The organism is Solwaraspora sp. WMMA2065 (assembly GCF_030345075.1).
GTDB lineage: Bacteria > Actinomycetota > Actinomycetes > Mycobacteriales > Micromonosporaceae > Micromonospora_E.
In genome coordinates this window covers 6106098-6124066 of record NZ_CP128361.1, presented here as the reverse complement: position 1 = coordinate 6124066, position 17969 = coordinate 6106098, and the positions used below count along the sequence as shown (strand labels likewise).

Sequence of the window (17969 nt, the reverse complement as noted above, 5' to 3'; positions counted from 1 at the left end):
CGCGTACGCTCGGCCGATGAGTGACGCTGACCCGGCCTGGCGGATCGTCCGGGGCACCCCGACCGCCGAGGAACTGGCGGCGCTGGTGGGCGTGATCGTCGCCCGTACCCGTCCGGTTTCCGACAGTGGCACCGATCGGCCGGTGCCGTCGCGGTGGGCCCGCACCGCCCGACCCACGCCGGGATTCCCCGGCCGGCTCGGTCCGGACGCCTGGCGGGCCGCCGCCCTACCCCACTGATCATCGGTACCGCAGGCCCGGGCCCGGTAGCCTGACCACCCGTGGCTACCTCCCTGCGTCCGCGTCTGGTGCTCGCCTCGGCGAGCCCGGCCCGGCACAAACTGCTGCAGGCCGCCGGAATCACCCCTCAGGTGCTGGTGAGCGGCGTCGACGAGGAGTCGGTGACGCTGGACCGGGCCGACGAGTTGTGTCTGGAGCTGGCCCGGCGCAAGATGGCCGCCGTCGCCGATCGGCTCCGGACGGACCTCGCCGACGACGGCACCGACCTGCTGGTCCTCGGCTGCGACTCGGTGCTCGACTTCGACGGGGAGATCCTCGGCAAGCCCGCCGACGCCGCCGACGCGACCGCGCGGTGGCGGCGGATGCGCGGGCGGTCCGGGGTGCTGTATACCGGCCACGCGCTGACCAGTCTGGCCACCGGCGGGTGGGCCTGCGCCGCCGCCGCGACCGTGGTGCACTTCGCCGAGGTCACCGAGGACGAGGTCGCGGCGTACGTGGCGACTGGCGAGCCGCTGCAGGTGGCCGGGTCGTTCACCATCGACGGGTTGGGCGGGCCGTTCCTGGAACGAATCGAAGGTGACCACGGCACGGTGGTGGGGTTGTCACTGCCGTTGCTGCGCCGGCTGGTCAGCGAGGTCGGCTACCGGATCACGGATCTGTGGGGCGAGCCCGACACCGGACGTTAGCCGGACTAGCGTCATGCCCATGACCACCAAGACCTTGCCGATGACCGATGCCCTGCAGGCGTACGTCGTCGCCCACGGCACCCCGCCGGACGAGATCGTCAGTGACCTCATCGCCGAGACCGCCAGCACGCTGCCGGAGAACGCGCAGATGCAGGTCGCGCCGGAGCAGGCGGCGCTGATGACCCTGCTGACCCGGCTGGTGAACGCCCGCCGAGCGGTGGAGGTCGGCACTTTCACCGGGCTGTCCGCGCTGGCCATCGCCCGTGGTCTGCCGGCGGACGGGCAGTTGATCTGTCTGGACGTGTCGGAGGAGTTCACCGCGGTGGCCCGGCGCTACTGGCAGCGGGCCGGGGTCGACGGCCGGATCGACCTGCGGATCGGCCCGGCGGCCGACTCGCTGCGGGCGTTGCCGGGCGAACCGCACCTCGACCTGGCATTCATCGACGCCGACAAGATCAGCTACCCGGTCTACTGGGGTGAGCTGGTGCCCCGGATGCGGCCCGGCGGGCTGATCGTGATTGACAACGTGCTGCGGCACGGTCGGGTGCTGGACCCGCAGAGCGAAGAGGACGAGGCGATGGTCGCCTTCAACCAGCAGGTGGCCGCCGACGACCGGGTGGACGTGGTGATGCTGGCGATCGCCGACGGGCTGACCCTGGCCCGGCGCAGGTGACAGCGGCCCGGCGCAGGTGACAGCGGGCCGGCCCGGCCGGCGGTAGCCTGGAACGGCTGCCCTCTGTGCCGTTGCCGTGCGCAGAGGGCAGCCCTGTTGGCCGGGCCGACCGCCGCAGGCGCTGCGGGCGTGTCCCGTGCCGGCTGACGGACGGCCTACCGAACGCTGCGGGCGAAGGCTCGGGCCGCCCAGGTGACCGCGAGACTGGCCAGCGCCAGGGTGATCAGCAGGCCCTGCCAGACCGCGTCGTCGCCGAGGTTGCCGGCGAACAGCGCCCGGGTGCCGTCGACCGCCCAGGAGAACGGGTTCCACTGCGCCACCCGCTGCAGCCACAGCGGCGCGAAGGCCAGCGGCAGCAGGATGCCGGAGAGCAGCAGTACCGGCTGGGCCACCGTGTTCATCAGCGGGGCCAGCGCGTCCTCGCTGCGGACCAGCAACGCCACGCCGTACGACACCGCCGAGGTCATCAGCGCGATCAGGGCGAGCAGCAGGTACGCCAGCAGCAGGTTGCCCAACTGCACGGTGAGCCCGAACGGGATCGCCAGCACCGTGATGATGACGGCCTGCAGCAGCAGGGACACCACGTCGCGCAGGCTGCGGCCGAGCAGCAGGGCGAGCCGGCTGACCGGGGTGACCCGGGAGCGCTCGATCACGCCGGCGCGCAGCTCGGCGATCAGGCCGAAGCCCTGGAACAACCCGCCGAAGATGGCCAGCAGCACCAGCAGGCCGGGGACGAAGAGGCGGTAGACCTCTGCGTTGGTGGTCGCCCCCATCGGGGCCAGCGCCGGCTTGAGCAGCGGGGCGAACAGCACCAGGTACATGATCGGCTGGAACACCCCGACGAAGATCCAGACGGGGTTGCGCAGCAGCAGCAACGCCTGCCGTTGGAAGATCAGCCAGGTGTCGCGGGCGAATTTCATCGTGCGGTCTCCCTGGTCAGCTCTCACGCAGCGAACGGCCGGTCTTGGTGAGGAACACGTCGTCGAGGCTGGGCCGGTGCAGCTCGATCGAGCCGAGTTCGAGACCGGCGCCGTCGATGGTGCGCAGGATCTGGGGGATGGCGGTGGCGCCGTCGTCGACGAAGAGCCGGACGCCGCCGTCGTCGGGAGTCTCCAGCTTGCTGACGTACGGCTGGCTGTCGAGCAGTTGCGCGGCGGCGGCCGACTCGTCCGGACGCAGCCCGACGGTGACCACCTCGCCGGCGACCTCCCGCTTGAGCGCCGCCGGGGTGCCCTCGGTGACGATCTCGCCGTGGTCCATGATCGCGATCCGGTCGCAGAGCGCGTCCGCCTCGTCGAGGTAGTGGGTGGTGATGAAGACGGTCATGCCTTCGGCACGCAACCGGCGGATCTCGTCCCACATGTGCGCCCGGCTCTGCGGGTCCAGCCCGGTGGTCGGCTCGTCGAGAAAGACCACCTTCGGCTCGTGGATGATGCCCAGCGCGATCTCGACCCGCCGTCGCTGGCCGCCGGAGTAGGTCTTGCACTTGCGGTCGGCGTACTCGGTCAACTGGAACGCGGCGAGCGCCCGGGTGGCCCGACGTTGCGCCTCGGCCTTGCCGATGCCGTACATCCGGGCGTGCATCACCAGTTCCTCGCGACCGGTGACCTCGTCCCAGGTACTGCCGCCCTGGGCCACGTAGCCGATCCGCCGACGGACCTCGCCGGGGTTGCGCAGCAGGTCGGCCCCAGCGATGACGGCCTCCCCGCCGTCGGGCTCGATCAGCGTGGCGAGCATCCGCAGCGTGGTCGTCTTACCGGCACCGTTCGGCCCGAGGAAGCCAAAGATCTCCCCCTCCTCGACCAGCATGTCGACGCCACGGACCGCGTCGACGGTCTTGGCGCCACGACCCTGCCGGGAGCGAAACGACTTCCGCAGCCCTTTGGTCTCGATCATGAAGTGTCTCCTGGCTTGCCGAGCCGGCCGGCCGCCGGCCGCTCTCCCCCGTGGGCAGGCCGGGCCGCCCAGCTCCCCACGCTGCGTCTGGCACGCTAGACCCCGGCGATCGGGCTAGTCAACGTTGATTATTGCTGGGTGATCTGGCCGACTCCCGGCCGGCGGCGTCCAGGTCAGCCTGCCACCCCGCCCAGGTGCCGTCAGCCGACTCCTCCGCCGGGTGATACGACGCCCCGGACTCGATCAGCGCGGCGATTCGGTCACACCACGCGATCTCCCCGTCGACCCGGGCGATGGTCAGCTCCAGCATCCAGCCGACGTACGACGGTTTCTGCCGCAACCACCCGGCGGTCAGGTCGTCGCGGGTAGCCGCGTTGCCGGCCCGCAGCATCGCGGCCCGGCCCCGCAACATGGCGACCGCCTCCACCCGGGGCATCGCCGGCAGAAAGGCGAACGCGCTGAGAAACGGGTCGGTCGGCGGTCGGCAGTCGCGCCAGTGCTGCCGCACCAACGAGTCGAATTCATCGACCCCGGCGGCGGTGATCTCGAAACTGGTCCGCGCCGGCCGGGTACCGACCTGGGCGGTGCCGACCTGGCGGAGCAGCCCTTCCTCGGCGAGCTTGCGCAGCGCGTGGTAGATCGACCCCGGTGCGACGTTGGCCCAGCTGTCCGCCCGCCAACTGAGCAGCTCACGGCGCACGTCGTAGCCGTGCACCGGTTGCATCCAGTTGACCAGACCGAGAATCATCATCCGGGTGGCAGACACATCCGGAGCCTAATCGCCAGTGTGCCATCCCACACTGAGCGCCGGTTTAGTTGATCAAGCAGGCCGATAGACTCCGGCTTGATCCGTGAGCAAAGGAGAACAGGGCGTGCGCAAAGTTCTCGTCGCAAACCGGGGCGAAATCGCGGTCCGGGTGATCCGTGCCTGCCGGGACGCCGGGCTGGCCAGCGTCGCCGTGTACGCCGACCCGGACCGCTCGGCGGTGCACGCCGGGCTGGCCGACGAGGCGTACGCCCTCGGCGGGGAGACCGCCGCCGACACGTACCTGCGGATCGACAAACTGCTCGACGCCGCCACCCGGTCCGGCGCCGACGCCGTCCACCCCGGCTACGGGTTCCTGTCCGAGAACGCCGACTTCGCCGCCGCGGTCATCGACGCCGGGCTGACCTGGATCGGGCCCAGCCCGCAGGCGATCCGCGACCTCGGCGACAAGGTCACCGCCCGGCACATCGCCCAGCGGGCCGGCGCACCACTCGTTCCCGGCACCGCCGACCCGGTCGCCGGCCCGGACGAGGTGGTCGCCTTCGCCGAGCAGTACGGCCTACCGGTCGCGATCAAGGCCGCGTTCGGTGGCGGTGGGCGCGGGCTGAAGGTCGCCCGCGAGATGGCCGAGATCGCCGACCTGTTCGAGTCGGCCACCCGCGAGGCGGTCGCCGCGTTCGGTCGCGGCGAGTGCTTCGTCGAGCGCTACCTGGACCGGCCCCGGCACGTCGAGGCGCAGGTGCTCGCCGACCAGCACGGCAACGTGATCGTGGTCGGCACCCGGGACTGTTCGCTGCAACGCCGCCACCAGAAGCTCGTCGAGGAGGCACCGGCGCCGTTCCTCACCGACGCCCAGCGCGCCGAGATCCACACCAGTGCCAAGGCGATCTGCCGGGAGACCGGCTACCACGGTGCCGGCACCGTCGAGTACCTGGTCGGCGTCGACGGCACCACCTCCTTCCTGGAGGTCAACACCCGACTGCAGGTCGAGCACCCGGTCACCGAGGAGACCGCCGGCATCGACCTGGTCCGCGAGCAGTTCCGGATCGCCGTCGGCGAGCCGCTGCGGTTCACCGACGACCCGCCCCCGCGCGGGCACTCCATCGAGTTCCGGATCAACGGCGAGGACCCGGGCCGCAACTTCCTGCCCGCGCCCGGTGTCATCACCGCACTGCGCCTGCCCACCGGCCCCGGCGTACGGGTGGACACCGGCGTCACCGCCGGCGACGTCGTCAGCGGCAACTTCGACTCGCTGCTGGCCAAGCTGATCGTCACCGGCGAGACCCGCGCCGAGGCGCTGGAACGCGCCCGGCGGGCACTGGACGAGATGGTCGTCGACGGGATGGCCACCGCCCTGCCGTTCCACCGCCTGGTGGTCCGCGACCCGGCGTTCACCAGCGAACCGTTCACCGTGCACACCAGGTGGATCGAGACCGAGTTCGACAACACCGTGCCGGCGTTCACCGCACCGGCGGCGGCCCCCGACGCCCCCGAACCCCGCGAGACCGTTGTGGTCGAGGTCGGCGGCAAGCGGCTCGAGGTCAGCCTCCCCGCCGGCTTCGGCAGCGGTACGGCCGCCGCGCCGACCGCCGCCCGCCAGCCGGCCCGCCGCCGGGGTGGCACCAGCACGGCGGCGGCCGCCAGCGGCGACGCCCTGGTCTCGCCGATGCAGGGCACCATCATCAAGATCGCGGTCGCCGACGGCGACCAGGTCGCCGAGGGCGATCTGGTCGTGGTGCTGGAGGCGATGAAGATGGAACAGCCGATCAACGCGACCAAGGCCGGCACGGTCAGCGGCCTGGCCGCCGAGGTCGGCGCGGTGGTCACCGCCGGCGCGACGATCTGCGTGATCAGCTGACCGTCCCGGTGCGATCACCCCGGGACGGTCCAGTGCCCGGAGCCTCTTGCCGTCGTAGTAGACGAACAGCGCCCAGTAGTGCACGTCCACGTCACGCTCCTACGGCTGCAGGGCCGCGGTCAGTATCCGACCGGCGTCCTTGCCGTAGAAGACGACCTGGTTGCCCTTCCAGTGCGCGGGGAGTCCCTTGTTGACGAACTTGTCGACGTTCATCAGCATCGGCCCTTCCACCACCTGATGCCGGCCGAGTGGGTTGCCCCGGGCACCGGTGCGGTAGTGCTTCACGACGTCGGCCAGATCGGGACTGGTCGCGGTGAACTTCTTCGTCGCCAGGGCGTCGAGCTTCGCGTTCGGCACCTTGAAGTGCAGCACCACGCCGTCCCCACCGAACCGCGGACTCCCCGCCCAGTCGGCCGCCTGCTGCCGCGACCGGGTGGTGTAGAAACCCTTCCCGAAGTCCATCTTCGACCGTGACGAGAATCCGGTGTCCACGCCGTCGGCCCGGATGTTCTCCGCCGCCTGCCGGCTGGTCCCGTGGTACAGGTCCGTGTAACCGCCGCAGTTGTGCACCAGCACGGGCCGATCGGCTGCCACCACGTAGTAGGTGTGGTCGCCGTCGACGGTGAGGTCGTTCATCCATTTCAGGCCGGTCCAGACCCGGACCGCGGCGACCCGCTGGGTGGATTCGCCGTCCGGGCTGCGCAACCGGTCACCGGGGCGCAGGTCGGCGGCGTCGGTCCACCGGTCGGTGGTGGCGTTCCAGAACGGATGCTGCGCGGTCGTCTCGACGACCGTGCTCTCGCCGGTCGTGGTGTCGGTGACCGTGACATCGGTCAACTCCCGGTCGGCGTGACGGTGCAGCAGCCGCACCGGCCGGGCCGTGCTCTGCCCGGTGGCCGGGTCGGTGGCCAGCACCTCGTCACCGAGCTCGACCTCGCCGATCGGCCTGGTGGTGCCGTCGGCCATCCGTACCCGGGTGTCCGGCGCGAAACTGTGCCGCACACAGCTGGCCGCCCCGTCGGCGAGGTCGTCGACCCGGCTACCGCCGACGCGGGCGGCGTCGTCGGCGTAGTCGGCCGCCTCCCGGGTGGCCCGGCTGGTGCCGCGCGACACCGCCCGCGACAGGTCGTCGACCTTGCGCCCGACCGCCTTGCCGGCCGACGCCGCAGCCTTGCCGACACTGGTGCCGGCGACCTTCTTCGCCCCGGCGGACCCAGCCTTGCTCAACGCCTTGCCCGCTGCCGGGCCCATCATCGGCAGCGCCGCGCCCAGACCACCGGCGGCACCACCCAGTACGGCGGTGCGCAGCAGCTCGACGCCGGTCTGGCCCTGCATGGCACCGGTGACCAGGGCACCGGTCACGCCGGAAGCCACCCCGCAGGCGACCGCGCCGACCCCGGTCCAGCCGATCGCGACCATACAGGCGGCTTCGACGAAGAACCCGACCAGCGCGCCGACGATGTCGGCCTTGTGTTCGACGATCCAGTCCCTGGCCGTCCGGGCCCACTGGCCGACCTGGTCGACGGCCCCTCTGACCGCCTCGGCCATCTTCTGATAGGCCTTCGACACGGCCTGCTTGACGTCGTTGATCTTCTCGGCGATCTGTTCGCGGGCCGCCTGCGCCCACTCGAAGACCTGCTCCCACGCCTGCCGCACCCCGGCCTTGACCGTGTTCCAGGCCTTCTGCACGCCGGAGGAGACCTTCTTCCAGGCGTTGCGCAGCCGCTTGCCGAAGTGCCCGGTCGGGTCGGTGACGGTCAGCGAGTTGCCGTCGCCGTACTGGTAGCGGTTGGCCCGGATCGAGTCGGGCACCGGGCTGACGGTGACGCTGTCGCGGCTGTCGAACTGGCCGACGGCCGGGTCGTACCAGCGGGCGTGCATGTTGACCCGACCCGACCGGGGATCGGTCCACTCCGACTGGTAGCCGAGGTTGCCCTCCATGCCGCTGGCGGCGGTCACCTCACCCAGCGGCGAGTAGGTACGGTGACCGGTCACCGACGTCCCGGCGGTGTTGAACTGGGCGACGATGTCGTCGTGCAGATCGGTCCAGAGCATCCGGCTGGTGCCGCCGTCCCGGACCGCGACGGCACCGCCGTCCGGATCCCGCAGGTACTTCGCCGCGCCGTCCATGGCGAGGTCGTTGCCGAGCCCGGTGTACCGGAAGTCGCTGCGCAGCGCCCGGCCCAACGCGTCGTAGGTGTACTCCCGGGCGTTGCCGCCACCGGTCGGCTGCTGGCTGACGATCTGGTCGAACGCGTCCGCGACCCCGACCGAGGTGGTGCCGCCGGTGACGGTCTGCTTACGGGTGCCCCGGGCCGTGTACTGGTAGCTGGTGCCGGTGCTGTCGGAGACGAGCCGGTTGCGGGCGTCGTGGACGTAGTCGACGTCGCCGACCCCGGTCCGGTTGCCGGCCGCGTCGTACCGGTAGCCGACCGTGGTGTTGCCGTCGTTCCACGAGGTGAGCCGGTCGGCCAGGTCGTAGGTGTAGGTGTTGCTGGCCGTCGTCGAGCCACGGGTGACGGTCTTGCTGGTCTCGTTGCCGTTGGCGTCCCACCCGTAGGTGATCGTCCCGAGGACCTGCCCGTTGGACCGCACCAGCCGGTCTCTGGTCAACCGGTGCAGGTCGTCATAGTCGAACACCCGCCGGTTGTTGGTGCCGCCGTAGGACATCGACGACACCGCCGACATCTCGTCGTAGGAGTACCCGACCGACACCCCGGCGCTGCTGTTGCTCACCGACGCCAACCGGCCGGCGCTGTCGTAGCCGTACTGGGTCAACCCGGCCGCGTCGTCGCGCGAGGCCATCGACCCGTCCGGCGTGTAGGTGAACGCCGCGTCGCCCGACGGGCCGGTCACCGACAGCGGCAGCCCCCGGTCGTCATAGGCGACCCGGTTGGTGCCGCCGGACCCGGAGAACTCCACCAGCCGACCGGCCGGGTCGTAGCCGTACGTCCGGTCCTGGGTCGCGGCCTCGGCACCGGAGCCGGACTGGCGCTCCAGCCGACCGGCGTCGTCGTAGACCAGGGTCCGGGTCACCCCGCCCGGGGCACGCTGCGACACTGGCTGACCGGCCACGTCGTACACAGTGGTGTACGTGCGGTCCGCCGCGTTCGGGTACGCCGCCGTCGCCGGCTCGATTCGCGACTGCGGCAACCCCCAGACGTTGTACGTCGTCCGGAACGCCTGCCCCCGCCCGTCGGTGAACCGGGTCGGGTTGCCGGCCAGGTCGTAGCCGTACGACGACTCGATGGTGGTGCCGGCAGCCACCGGCTCGGACTGGGTGCGCGGCAGCCCGGTCGCGTCGTAGCTCAACCGGGTCGTGCTGCCCCGCGCGTCCGTCGCCGACACCATGTTGCCGGCGGCGTCGTAGGTCCAGGCCGACGTGGTCAGCGCGGCCCCGCCGGTCGCCCGGTACGCCGCCGTCGCGGTCGGCTGGGACAGCGGGTCGTACGTGGTGGTGGTGGAGGTGCCGTCCGGGTTGGTCTGCTTCACCGGGCGGCCCAGGGCGTCGTGGTCGACCCGGCTGGTCTGCCCGGCACCGTCGACGACGCTGGCCAGCTCCCCGGCGGCGGTGTAGCCGTACTTGGTGGTCACCCCGGCCGGCGTGGTCACCGTCGACAGGCGACCGGCGGTGTCGTGGCCCATCGTGGTGGTGTGCGTCTGACCGGTCTGGCGGACCGCCTCGCTGACGCTGGTGGTCCGCCCCAGCAGGTCGTAGCTGCTGCCGGTCACCGCCCCGGTGGGGTCGGTCACGGCGAGCAGGTTGCCGGCCAGGTCGTAGCGGGCGGTCGTGGTGGCACCGTCCGGCGCCACCTGGGTCACCACCCGGCCCAGCTGGTCGTAGGTGAACCCGGTCTCTCGGCCCAGCGGGTCGGTCTGCGACACGACCTGGCCGAGGATGTCGTACGCCGCCGTGAAGACCGGGACGACCGGGGTCGACCCGCCCGGCGGGGTGTACGCGGGCAGCCGGGTCTCGTAGGGCCGGCCGGCCCGGTCGAACGCGTACCGGGTCACGTTGCCGTTCGGGTCGGACTCCGCAGTGACCTCGCCGAACGCGTTGTAGCCGATCCGCTCCACCGGCCGCGCCGTGACCACCGGACCGTCGAGTTCCCCGCTCTCGGCCTGCACCTGCGGGCCGGTCGACACCGCTGGCCGGTCGGCCTCGTCGTAGGCCACGTTCGTGGTGTTGCCCAGCGGATCCAGCACCGCCGTGGCCAGACCACCGTCGTCGAGCACGTAGCTGGTGCGCGACACCGTGGCGTCGGCCGCCGGTACGGTGCCGGCGACCACCCGGTCGGCCCAGCCGGCGTCCGCCGACACGCCCTGGTACAGCTGCAGGTCGGAGATGGCCCCGTCGAGCCCGGAGCCGATCCGCAGCCCGCCCCTCGCCACGCTGTGGAAGCGGGCGCCGGTGAATTCGTCGACCTTGTCGCCGTCGATGAACACGGTGAACTTGTCAGCCTGCGGGTCGACGCCGACGGCCAGGTGCTGCCACTGCTCCTCATACACCGTGCCTTCCCCGAAGGGACAGTCGCACCGGATGATCGAGCCCGTCTGCTGCTCGTTCGTGGCCACCCGCCAGCCGTCGATGGTGTGGTCGAACCGGAGCTGGAAGGCGAAGTCGCGGTTCGTGGGGGACGTACTCACCCGCGCGGCACCGGGCACGGTCAGCACCGCGCCGGACTTGCCGTCGTTGTCGACCCGCACCCAGGCGGCCACGGTGTACGGCCGGGTGGTGTCCACCGCCGGCGCGGCCGTGGTGATCTGCGACGTCGACGCACCGGTGAACGCCGCGACCCGCCCCCGCTGGGCGTCGTTCTCCCAGGTCACGTCGGTGGCCGTACCGGGGCTGTTGCCGGCCGAGTCGGCGGCCGCCGTACCGCTGGTCTCGTCCAGCTGCCAGCGGGCCACCGGCGTCGTCGTCCGGTCCGTCTCCCGGTACCGGGTCTGCGAGACCTCCCGGCCGAGGATGTCGTACGCGTGGTCGGTGACGGCCAGCGTCGCGCCGGATCCGTCCCGGGCGACGCTGGACAGCACCTGGTCACCCGGCGACAGCGTGGTCTCGGTGACCCGGTGCAACCCGTCGGGGTCGAGCACGCTGCGGGTCTGCCGGCCCGCCGCGTCGTAGGCGTACGTCGTGACGGTCTGCCCGTTGTCGGTCTGCTGCTCGACCAGGTTCCCGGCCGCGTCGTAGCTGTTGGCCTCCAGCAGGAACGAACTGTCCCCGTCGGTGCGGGTCACCGTCGCGGGCCGCCCGTCGTCGGTGTACGTGTACTCCGTGACGTGCCCCATCGCGTCGGTGGTCGACGCCAGCCGGCCCGCCGGGTCGTAGACGTTCGACTCCACCACCAGGTCCACGGCAGGAGTCGGATCGTTCGGGTCCCCGGTGTAGCCCTTCAGCGTCCGCGACAGCAGGTCGCCGTTGGCGTCCACCTGGTAGGCGTTGACCGTCCCGTCCGGATCGGTCTGCTCCACCACGTGCCCGTAGACGTCGTAGCGGTAGCCGGTGGTGGTGCCCATCGGGTCAACGGCCTGCGACCGGCGGCCGTGGCCGTCGTAGGACCATTCGCTGACCCGGGCCACATCCCCACCGGTGGCGTCGCTGACCCGCTGCTCGGTCAGGAACCCGTCCGGGCTGTACGAGTGCTGCGTCACCGCCGTGTGCACCGCGCCGGTCACCCGGTCCGTCACCGCCGGATCGGTCCGGGTCGCCACCCGGCCCATCGCGTCGTACGTGTACGTGGTGGTCCGCCCCTGCGGGAACGACGGCGTCACCACCGTCTCGGTCAGTTCCCGACCCAACCGGTCGTAGGTGTACGTGGTCGTCGCGCCCGCCGGGTCGACCACCGTCGCCAGGTCACCCGCCGAGGTGTACGTGAGCAGCTGCCAGCCCTTCGACGGGTCCAGCACCTGTGCGGGCAGCCCGGCCGGAACGCTCCCGCCGGTGGTGTAGGCGATCTCCGTACGCCGGCCGAGCGGATCCACCGTGCTGCGCAGGTTGCCGTTGAAGTTGTCGTAGAAGTACTGCGTCCGGTAGGTGTCGTCCTGCGCGCTGAGCGAGCCCGGCCCGCGTACCGCCGTCAGCCGGTCGCTCTTCGGATGCGTCGGGTCGCTGCTGTAGAAGGTGTAGGTGGAGTAGCTGCTGGAACACTTCTCGGCGGCCTGGTCCTGACAGGTCACCTCCTGGATCGTGTTGCCCCGCTCGTCCTGCACCGACCGGGTGACGATCCCGTTCGGGTCGTACTCCAGGCTGGTGAACCCGCCGGTGTCGTACCCGTACAGGGTGGTGCGGCCCAGCGCGTCGGTCTGCGACACCTTCCGCCCGGACACCAGGTCGTAGGAGTACGACACCTGATGCCCACCCGGGTCGGTCACCGACACGATCGTCACCGGGTTGGCCACCGTCGTGGTCAGCGCGTCGCGCGCCGCCGCGTCGGTCTGCGTCGCACCGGGCGGCAGGGTGTCCGCCGGCAGCTGGCCGGCCGCCGTCTCCGACAGCGTGGGTGCGTCCGTACCGCCGCCGGTCGCGGCGGTGACCACCAGCGGCACCGTCTGCCCGACCGACCCGTGGTGCAACGTCACCTCGTCGGCGCCCAACGCCCGGCTGTAGAACGCCACCTCCGCCAGCGACCCCGCGTAGTACGCCGTCGCCCCGGCGGGCAGCCCCGACCAGCCGTTGCCGGTGTACCCCGCGCCCAGGTACCCCTGGCTCTGCGGTCCGGCCGCCGGCAGCGCCCCGGTGCTCGACTGCACCGGCACCCCGTCGAGATACAGCACCTGGGTCGTGGCGTCGGCGGCGTTCGTCGTGGTCAGTACGGCGTGGTGCCACGCGCCGTCGTTGACCGGTGCCGGCGACGTCAGCGCCAACGCCCACCGCTGGTTGGCCTGGCTGGTGGCGCAGCTGCGGATGGCCAGCGCGGTGCCGTCCGTGGTGGACGAACCCGGCACCTCCAGGCAGCGGCCCGACCCGGTGTTGCGCCAGCCGCCCTGGTGCGGCGTCCACTTCTGGTTGGCGCTGGTCGAGCAGGTCTGCGCCTGGACCAGGGTGCCGTTGCCGGTGGCCTGACCGGTCAGGCCCAGACACTTGTCACCCCGACGCAGCTGTCCACTGCCGCCGACGTGCCGCCAGCTCTGGGCGGACGTGGCGGCGCAGGTGCCGACCTGCACCTTGGTGCCGTTGGTGGCCAGCTCCGCGCACTTTCCGGCGAGCCCTGACGTCAGCGGCCCGGTCGGCTCGGTCGACGGGGCCAGGCCGCGCAGCCGACCGTCGGCGTCGATCCACAACACCGGCGAGCCCGCCGACGGCGTACCGCCCACCGCCGCGTCCTGCGTGCCCAGCAGCACCCCGGCGGTCGCGGTGGTCTTGAACCACAGCTCCTGCGACTTCGCGCCGGTCGGCGCGACCCGGCCGCCCGGGACCGCCGCCAGCGACGACGCCCCGTCGAACGACACCGCGGTGCCGTCGGCGAACGGACCCGCCGCGCCAAGTGTCACCGCGCTGAACGTCGCGGTCTCCTGCCACGTCTCGTTGACGGCGTCGACCCCGGCGGCGTCGCGCAGCCGCCAGTAGTCGGTGGGTGCCGAACCCAGCACGGCCGCCGCGTACAGGGCACTGGTGCCGGCCACCCGCGGCGTGCCCATCGTCCAGGTCCCACCGTTGCTGTCGGTCAGCTCCGACAGCTTGCCGGTGACCGGGTCCGTCGACAGCGACGCCAGGGTCCGCCCTTCGGCGCTGGTAATTGTGGACAGCTGCCAGCTCTGCGCCCGCGCCGTACCGTTGATCTCGGTGACGTCGACGGCGGTCAACGTCCGGTCGAAGAACGCCACGTCGGCGATCTGGCCGGTGAAGAAGTTCGCGTGCCCGGTGTGGCCGGCGGAGCCCTGATGCGGCTGGTCCGGCCAGTTCCCACCGACGAACCCGGCACCCACGTACTCGTGGGCCGACCCGCCGATGTCGAACATCTCGATCAGGCCGTCGCGGGTCGCCTGCCGGGTGCCGTCCAGGTACAGGGCCTGGCTGGCGCCCGCCCCGGCCAGCACCACGTGATGCCACTGGCCGTCGTCCACCCGACCGGACGACTGCATCGTCGTCGAGTTGCCGTCGTAGAACTTCGCGTGCAGCTTCCCGCTCGTCCCGACGTAGATCGACGGCGTGTAGTTGCGCGACGTCGTGCCAGCCGAGATCGGGTCGTGCTGGTAGGAGAACAACACCCCGGCCCGCGACGTCGCGCCGGTGCGGAACCACATGCTGACCGACTGGTACGCGCTGTCGTTGACCAGCCCGCTGGGCAGCCGCACCCGCGACGAGGTGCCGTTGAACGCGGTCGACGTCGAGGTCGACCCCGGCCACACCGTCGGCGTCGCGCCCGGCGTCGTGTGCTCGTAGAACGCCACGTCGGTGCCGCCGCGTTCCAGCACGTCACTGGCGGCCCAGGTGGACCCGGCGGGTTCGTTCAGCCGCCAGTACGACGACGGCGCGTGGTTGCGCACCGCGTTCGCCCCCTGGTTGGCGTTGTTGCCCCAGGTGTACGTGGTACACGACGCCGTCGGCGTACACGCCTTCGTCAGGCGGTCGTGGCTGCCGTAGGTGTACTGCCACACGTAGCCGCTGCCGCCGGCGGTCGGTGCGTCCGTCGTCACCTTGGTCACGTGCGACCCGACCGACGGGCTCGCGGTGCCCGCCCAGGTCAGCGTCAGCGACCGACCTGAGGCGTTGGTCAGCTTCGAGATCAGTCCGCTGCCGTTGTAGGTCGCCGTCAGGGTCCGGTCGTTGGCGTCGGTCACCGCCGTGAGCCGGAAGACCCCACCGCCGGCGGACCGGCCGAACACGTACGTCGTGCCGTGTTTGACGGTCAGCCGGTACCCGGTGACCGTCGTACCGGACCGCACCTCGGTCAGCACCTCGTACCGCCCCGGTGGCGGCACGAACGATCCGTCCGAGGTGGGGCCGAACCCGGCCTCCGAACCGTCCGGGTACGTCACCACGGCACTACGCAGCGCGTCGTTCGTGCTGGTCCGCCCGGTCACCTGGGCGTCCAGCAGACTCGACCAGCCCTGCCCGAACGCCCCCGACCGCCGGGTGTCCAGCGTGTTGTACGACCGGGTGATCGCCAGTTCCGGGCCCACCCCGGCCACCTGTGCGTCGGTCGCCGTGGTCGTGTAGTTGCCAATCTCCGGGTGGTAGCCCACCCCCGGGTTCTGCGCCAGCCGGGATCCCAACGCCGGCTGCGGCACCCGGGTGTAGAACGTGTACCTCGGATACCGGGCCCCGTAAACGGCACCGTCGAACGGCTGCACGACCCACGAGTACTGCTTGTTCGACCGCAGCAGCCCGGCAGGGACGTCGTAGTAGGAGCCGGTGCCCTCGGTGACCCGGATGACGGTCCCGGCGTCGTCGTGCAGCCAGAGCTTGTAGCTCACCGTCCCGGAGTTGTCCGGGTCGTGACCGCGCACGTACAACCGGGGGGTCAGGGTCGACACGACCGCGCCGTGCACCGGGGACCGCTGACTCACCTGCGGCGGCAGGTTTGCCGTCATGGTCAGTTCCAGCCGGGGCGCGTACGCCCCGTTGCCGTAGTTCGCCGAGGTGAACCTCGCTCCGGCGGCCAGGACCTGCTCGTCGTCGATCAGCGCGAGACCGAGGTTGCGCTGCCCGATCGCCCACCCCGAGACCAGCTCACGGACGTCGACCTGCACCCACTGGCCGGACGTCGGCCCCGCCGACGGGTTGGCGCACGCCTGCCCGTTGTCGGTGTAGTAGCGGTACCGCACCGAGCCCGGTTCGAGGTCCGGCCCGGGCAGCGCGGCGGTCGCCAACTCACCGACCGTCCACTCCTGCTCGACCAGGCCGACCTGCAGGTCCTTGACGTCGCAGCGCACCCGGTGGTTCAGAAACAGCCGCAGGTACGCCGAGGCGATGATCGGCTTGGCGTCGGTCACCGCGGACGAGATGTCGAAGTTGAGGAACGTCCGGGAACCGACTCCCCCGTTGTAGCCCACCTGCAGGTGGTTGCCGTTCTGCACGGTCGCGCCGGTGGCCGGATCGGAGTCGACGAACACGTCCCCGTCGGGGCCGGTCGTCACCGTCGGATCCACCCGTACCGGGAACACCCGCGCCGGGTCGGCGAGCCAGGCACGGTCGGCGACCAGCCGCAGCGCTGGCCCGCCGTCGACCTCGGTCAGCTCCATCGCGACGGCCGCCGACCGCGCCGGCAGACCGGTCTCCGCGTCCACCGACGAGTCTTCCATGTACGCCGGCGGGATCGACGCCACCACCGCCCCGGCGTCGTCGACCAGCTCGACCGACCCGGCCGAGGAGATGCGGGCCGTCACCCCCCGCAGGGTCAGCGGGAACACCCACGCCGACGCGGCCTGCGGCGACGCCAGGATCAGCGTCTCCTTCACCCCGTCCGGCCGGGCCACCAGCTCCAGGTCGGTGCCGGGCAGCACCTGCCGGTACGTCGCCGTCGCGCCGTCGACCACCGGGGTCACCGTCGCCGCACCGGCCAGACTCCACCCGAACACGCCGCCGCCGGGCAGCGGCATCTCGACCAGCGGCTCCCCCGCCGCCGCGCCGGACGTCGCCGCTGCCCCGGCCGCCGTGGTGTTGGATGTCGACCCCAGCGACACCCCCATCGGGTTGTCGGTGACCCCCCACCGGTCACCCCGACGCACCAGGGTCGGATCGATCGGCCGCCACGACCCGTCCGCCGCCCGGTAGTTGACCTGACCGGTGCTCAGCTGCGCCGTCGTCGAACCGTCGGCGTTGTCGTACACCGTCATGGTCGACCGTGACGACCGGGCGTCGCGGCGGCTCGTCGCCGGATCGTGGCGCGCCGCCGTCACCGGCGTCACCGACTCGTCCACCGCCGGCTGACCGGCGTACCCCGGCAACCCGTCGACCAGCCGCTGCGCGGCGCCGGCGCCACCGCTGGCCCGGGTCGCCGCCGCCGAGGTGTACCCGCCCGGGCCGGCGCCGTCGCCGCCCGGCGACACCGGGAGCTCAGCCGTCGCCGGGCCGCCCCATGGCAACCAGCCCGGCCGATCGGTGATCCACGACGTCAGCCACCCCACCGGAAACTCACCGTCGGCGGGCACCGCCCCCGGCGGCACCGACGACGACAACCCCACCAGCGCCGCGGCCACCACCGCGACCCCACCGGCGCACCGCCGCCACCGGGCGAACGTCCGGGTGGTCCCTGTTCGACGACGGCGGTGTGTCTCCTGGCTCGTTCCCATCGGTGGCGGCCTTTCTCGCTGCGGTACGCCGTTCGCCCAGTTAGGACCAAGAACAGATCGTGCCGGCTCGGGGCCGCCGAGTAATGAGGGAAATCTGAGGAAGCCGTTGGGGAATACCAGGGAAGCGCTGAGCGCGCGCGCCAGCAGCCGGCCAGGCATGATGGACAGAGTGCGTGGTGCCGGCGGCGATGAAGCTGGAGCAGCTGATCAACACGGCCCAAGGCCGGCACGGTCAGCTGCCTGACCGCCGCGTTCGGCGCCTACGCCACGATCTGTGTGATCACCTGACCGGGCCCGACCTGATCACCCCGGGACGGTCCAGTGCCCGGAGTCGCGGGCCGGCGCCGGCCGGGCAACCCAGCCGGACCGGTCCGCGTCGTCGCTCCAGTCCGGTACCTCACCGAAGTAGATGATCATCGCCCAGTAATGCCGGTCCTCGTGCAGGACTATCTCGTCGTCACCGGAGAAGTCCTGCCCGTGCCACTGCTCGTTGATCCGGGCGACGGCTTCGGCACGGGAAATGCCGAACAGCTCGACCATCTCGGCCGCCGTCGCGTCCAGCAACTCCCGGACCTCGGCCGACAGGTCCATCTGGTAGTCGTCCACGGATTCCT

The 17969-nt window shown here is 71.6% G+C and carries 9 protein-coding genes; 4 read left to right on the top strand and 5 right to left on the bottom strand.

From position 1 onward, the window contains the following. The first annotated feature begins 16 nt into the window (after positions 1-16). The 3 genes from O7610_RS27845 to O7610_RS27835 are packed head-to-tail and all read left to right on the top strand — an operon-like array spanning position 17 to position 1597. Positions 17-238, top strand: a complete 222-nt coding sequence (locus O7610_RS27845; protein WP_281553321.1) for an acyl-CoA carboxylase subunit epsilon — start codon at positions 17-19, stop codon at positions 236-238. A 41-nt stretch (positions 239-279) separates the two neighbouring features. Beyond that, positions 280-924, top strand: coding sequence for a Maf family protein (locus O7610_RS27840; protein ID WP_281553320.1), 645 nt, complete (start codon positions 280-282; stop codon positions 922-924). A gap of 19 nt (positions 925-943) precedes the next feature. After that, positions 944-1597 carry an O-methyltransferase gene (locus tag O7610_RS27835; protein ID WP_281553319.1) on the top strand — a complete coding sequence of 218 codons (654 nt, stop codon included), beginning with the start codon at positions 944-946 and terminating at the stop codon, positions 1595-1597. 155 nt (positions 1598-1752) lie between these two features. Here O7610_RS27835 and O7610_RS27830 read toward each other — a convergent pair whose 3' ends face one another. The 3 genes from O7610_RS27830 to O7610_RS27820 all read right to left on the bottom strand — a co-directional run bounded on the left by O7610_RS27830 (position 1753) and on the right by O7610_RS27820 (position 4259). Continuing rightward, positions 1753-2517, bottom strand: coding sequence for an ABC transporter permease (locus O7610_RS27830; RefSeq protein ID WP_281553318.1), 765 nt, complete (start codon positions 2515-2517; stop codon positions 1753-1755). A gap of 16 nt (positions 2518-2533) precedes the next feature. Continuing rightward, positions 2534-3493: an ATP-binding cassette domain-containing protein gene (locus tag O7610_RS27825; RefSeq protein WP_281553317.1), complete on the bottom strand. Its 960-nt coding sequence runs from the start codon at positions 3491-3493 to the stop codon at positions 2534-2536. Positions 3494-3611: 118 nt separating this feature from the next. Continuing rightward, positions 3612-4259, bottom strand: coding sequence for a PadR family transcriptional regulator (locus tag O7610_RS27820; protein ID WP_289212228.1), 648 nt, complete (start codon positions 4257-4259; stop codon positions 3612-3614). A 106-nt stretch (positions 4260-4365) separates the two neighbouring features. Between O7610_RS27820 and O7610_RS27815 the strand changes: the two genes are divergently transcribed. Next, positions 4366-6117 carry an acetyl/propionyl/methylcrotonyl-CoA carboxylase subunit alpha gene (locus O7610_RS27815; RefSeq protein WP_289212227.1) on the top strand — a complete coding sequence of 584 codons (1752 nt, stop codon included), beginning with the start codon at positions 4366-4368 and terminating at the stop codon, positions 6115-6117. Positions 6118-6216: 99 nt separating this feature from the next. On the opposite strand, the gene O7610_RS27810 is transcribed toward O7610_RS27815, so the two are convergent. Continuing rightward, a complete protein-coding gene (locus O7610_RS27810) occupies positions 6217-17355 on the bottom strand; it encodes a LamG-like jellyroll fold domain-containing protein (protein ID WP_289212226.1) in 11139 nt (3712 codons plus the stop codon). Positions 17356-17658: 303 nt separating this feature from the next. Beyond that, a complete protein-coding gene (locus O7610_RS27805) occupies positions 17659-17961 on the bottom strand; it encodes a hypothetical protein (RefSeq protein WP_281553314.1) in 303 nt (100 codons plus the stop codon). Positions 17962-17969 lie beyond the last annotated feature (8 nt).

Coding starts and splice junctions, on each gene's coding strand:
- O7610_RS27845 (WP_281553321.1), top strand. CDS start 17: ATGAGTGACGCTGACCCGGCCTGGCGGATCGTCCGGGGCACCCCGACC.
- O7610_RS27835 (WP_281553319.1), top strand. CDS start 944: ATGACCACCAAGACCTTGCCGATGACCGATGCCCTGCAGGCGTACGTC.
- O7610_RS27830 (WP_281553318.1), bottom strand. CDS start 2,517: ATGAAATTCGCCCGCGACACCTGGCTGATCTTCCAACGGCAGGCGTTG.
- O7610_RS27825 (WP_281553317.1), bottom strand. CDS start 3,493: ATGATCGAGACCAAAGGGCTGCGGAAGTCGTTTCGCTCCCGGCAGGGT.
- O7610_RS27810 (WP_289212226.1), bottom strand. CDS start 17,355: ATGGGAACGAGCCAGGAGACACACCGCCGTCGTCGAACAGGGACCACC.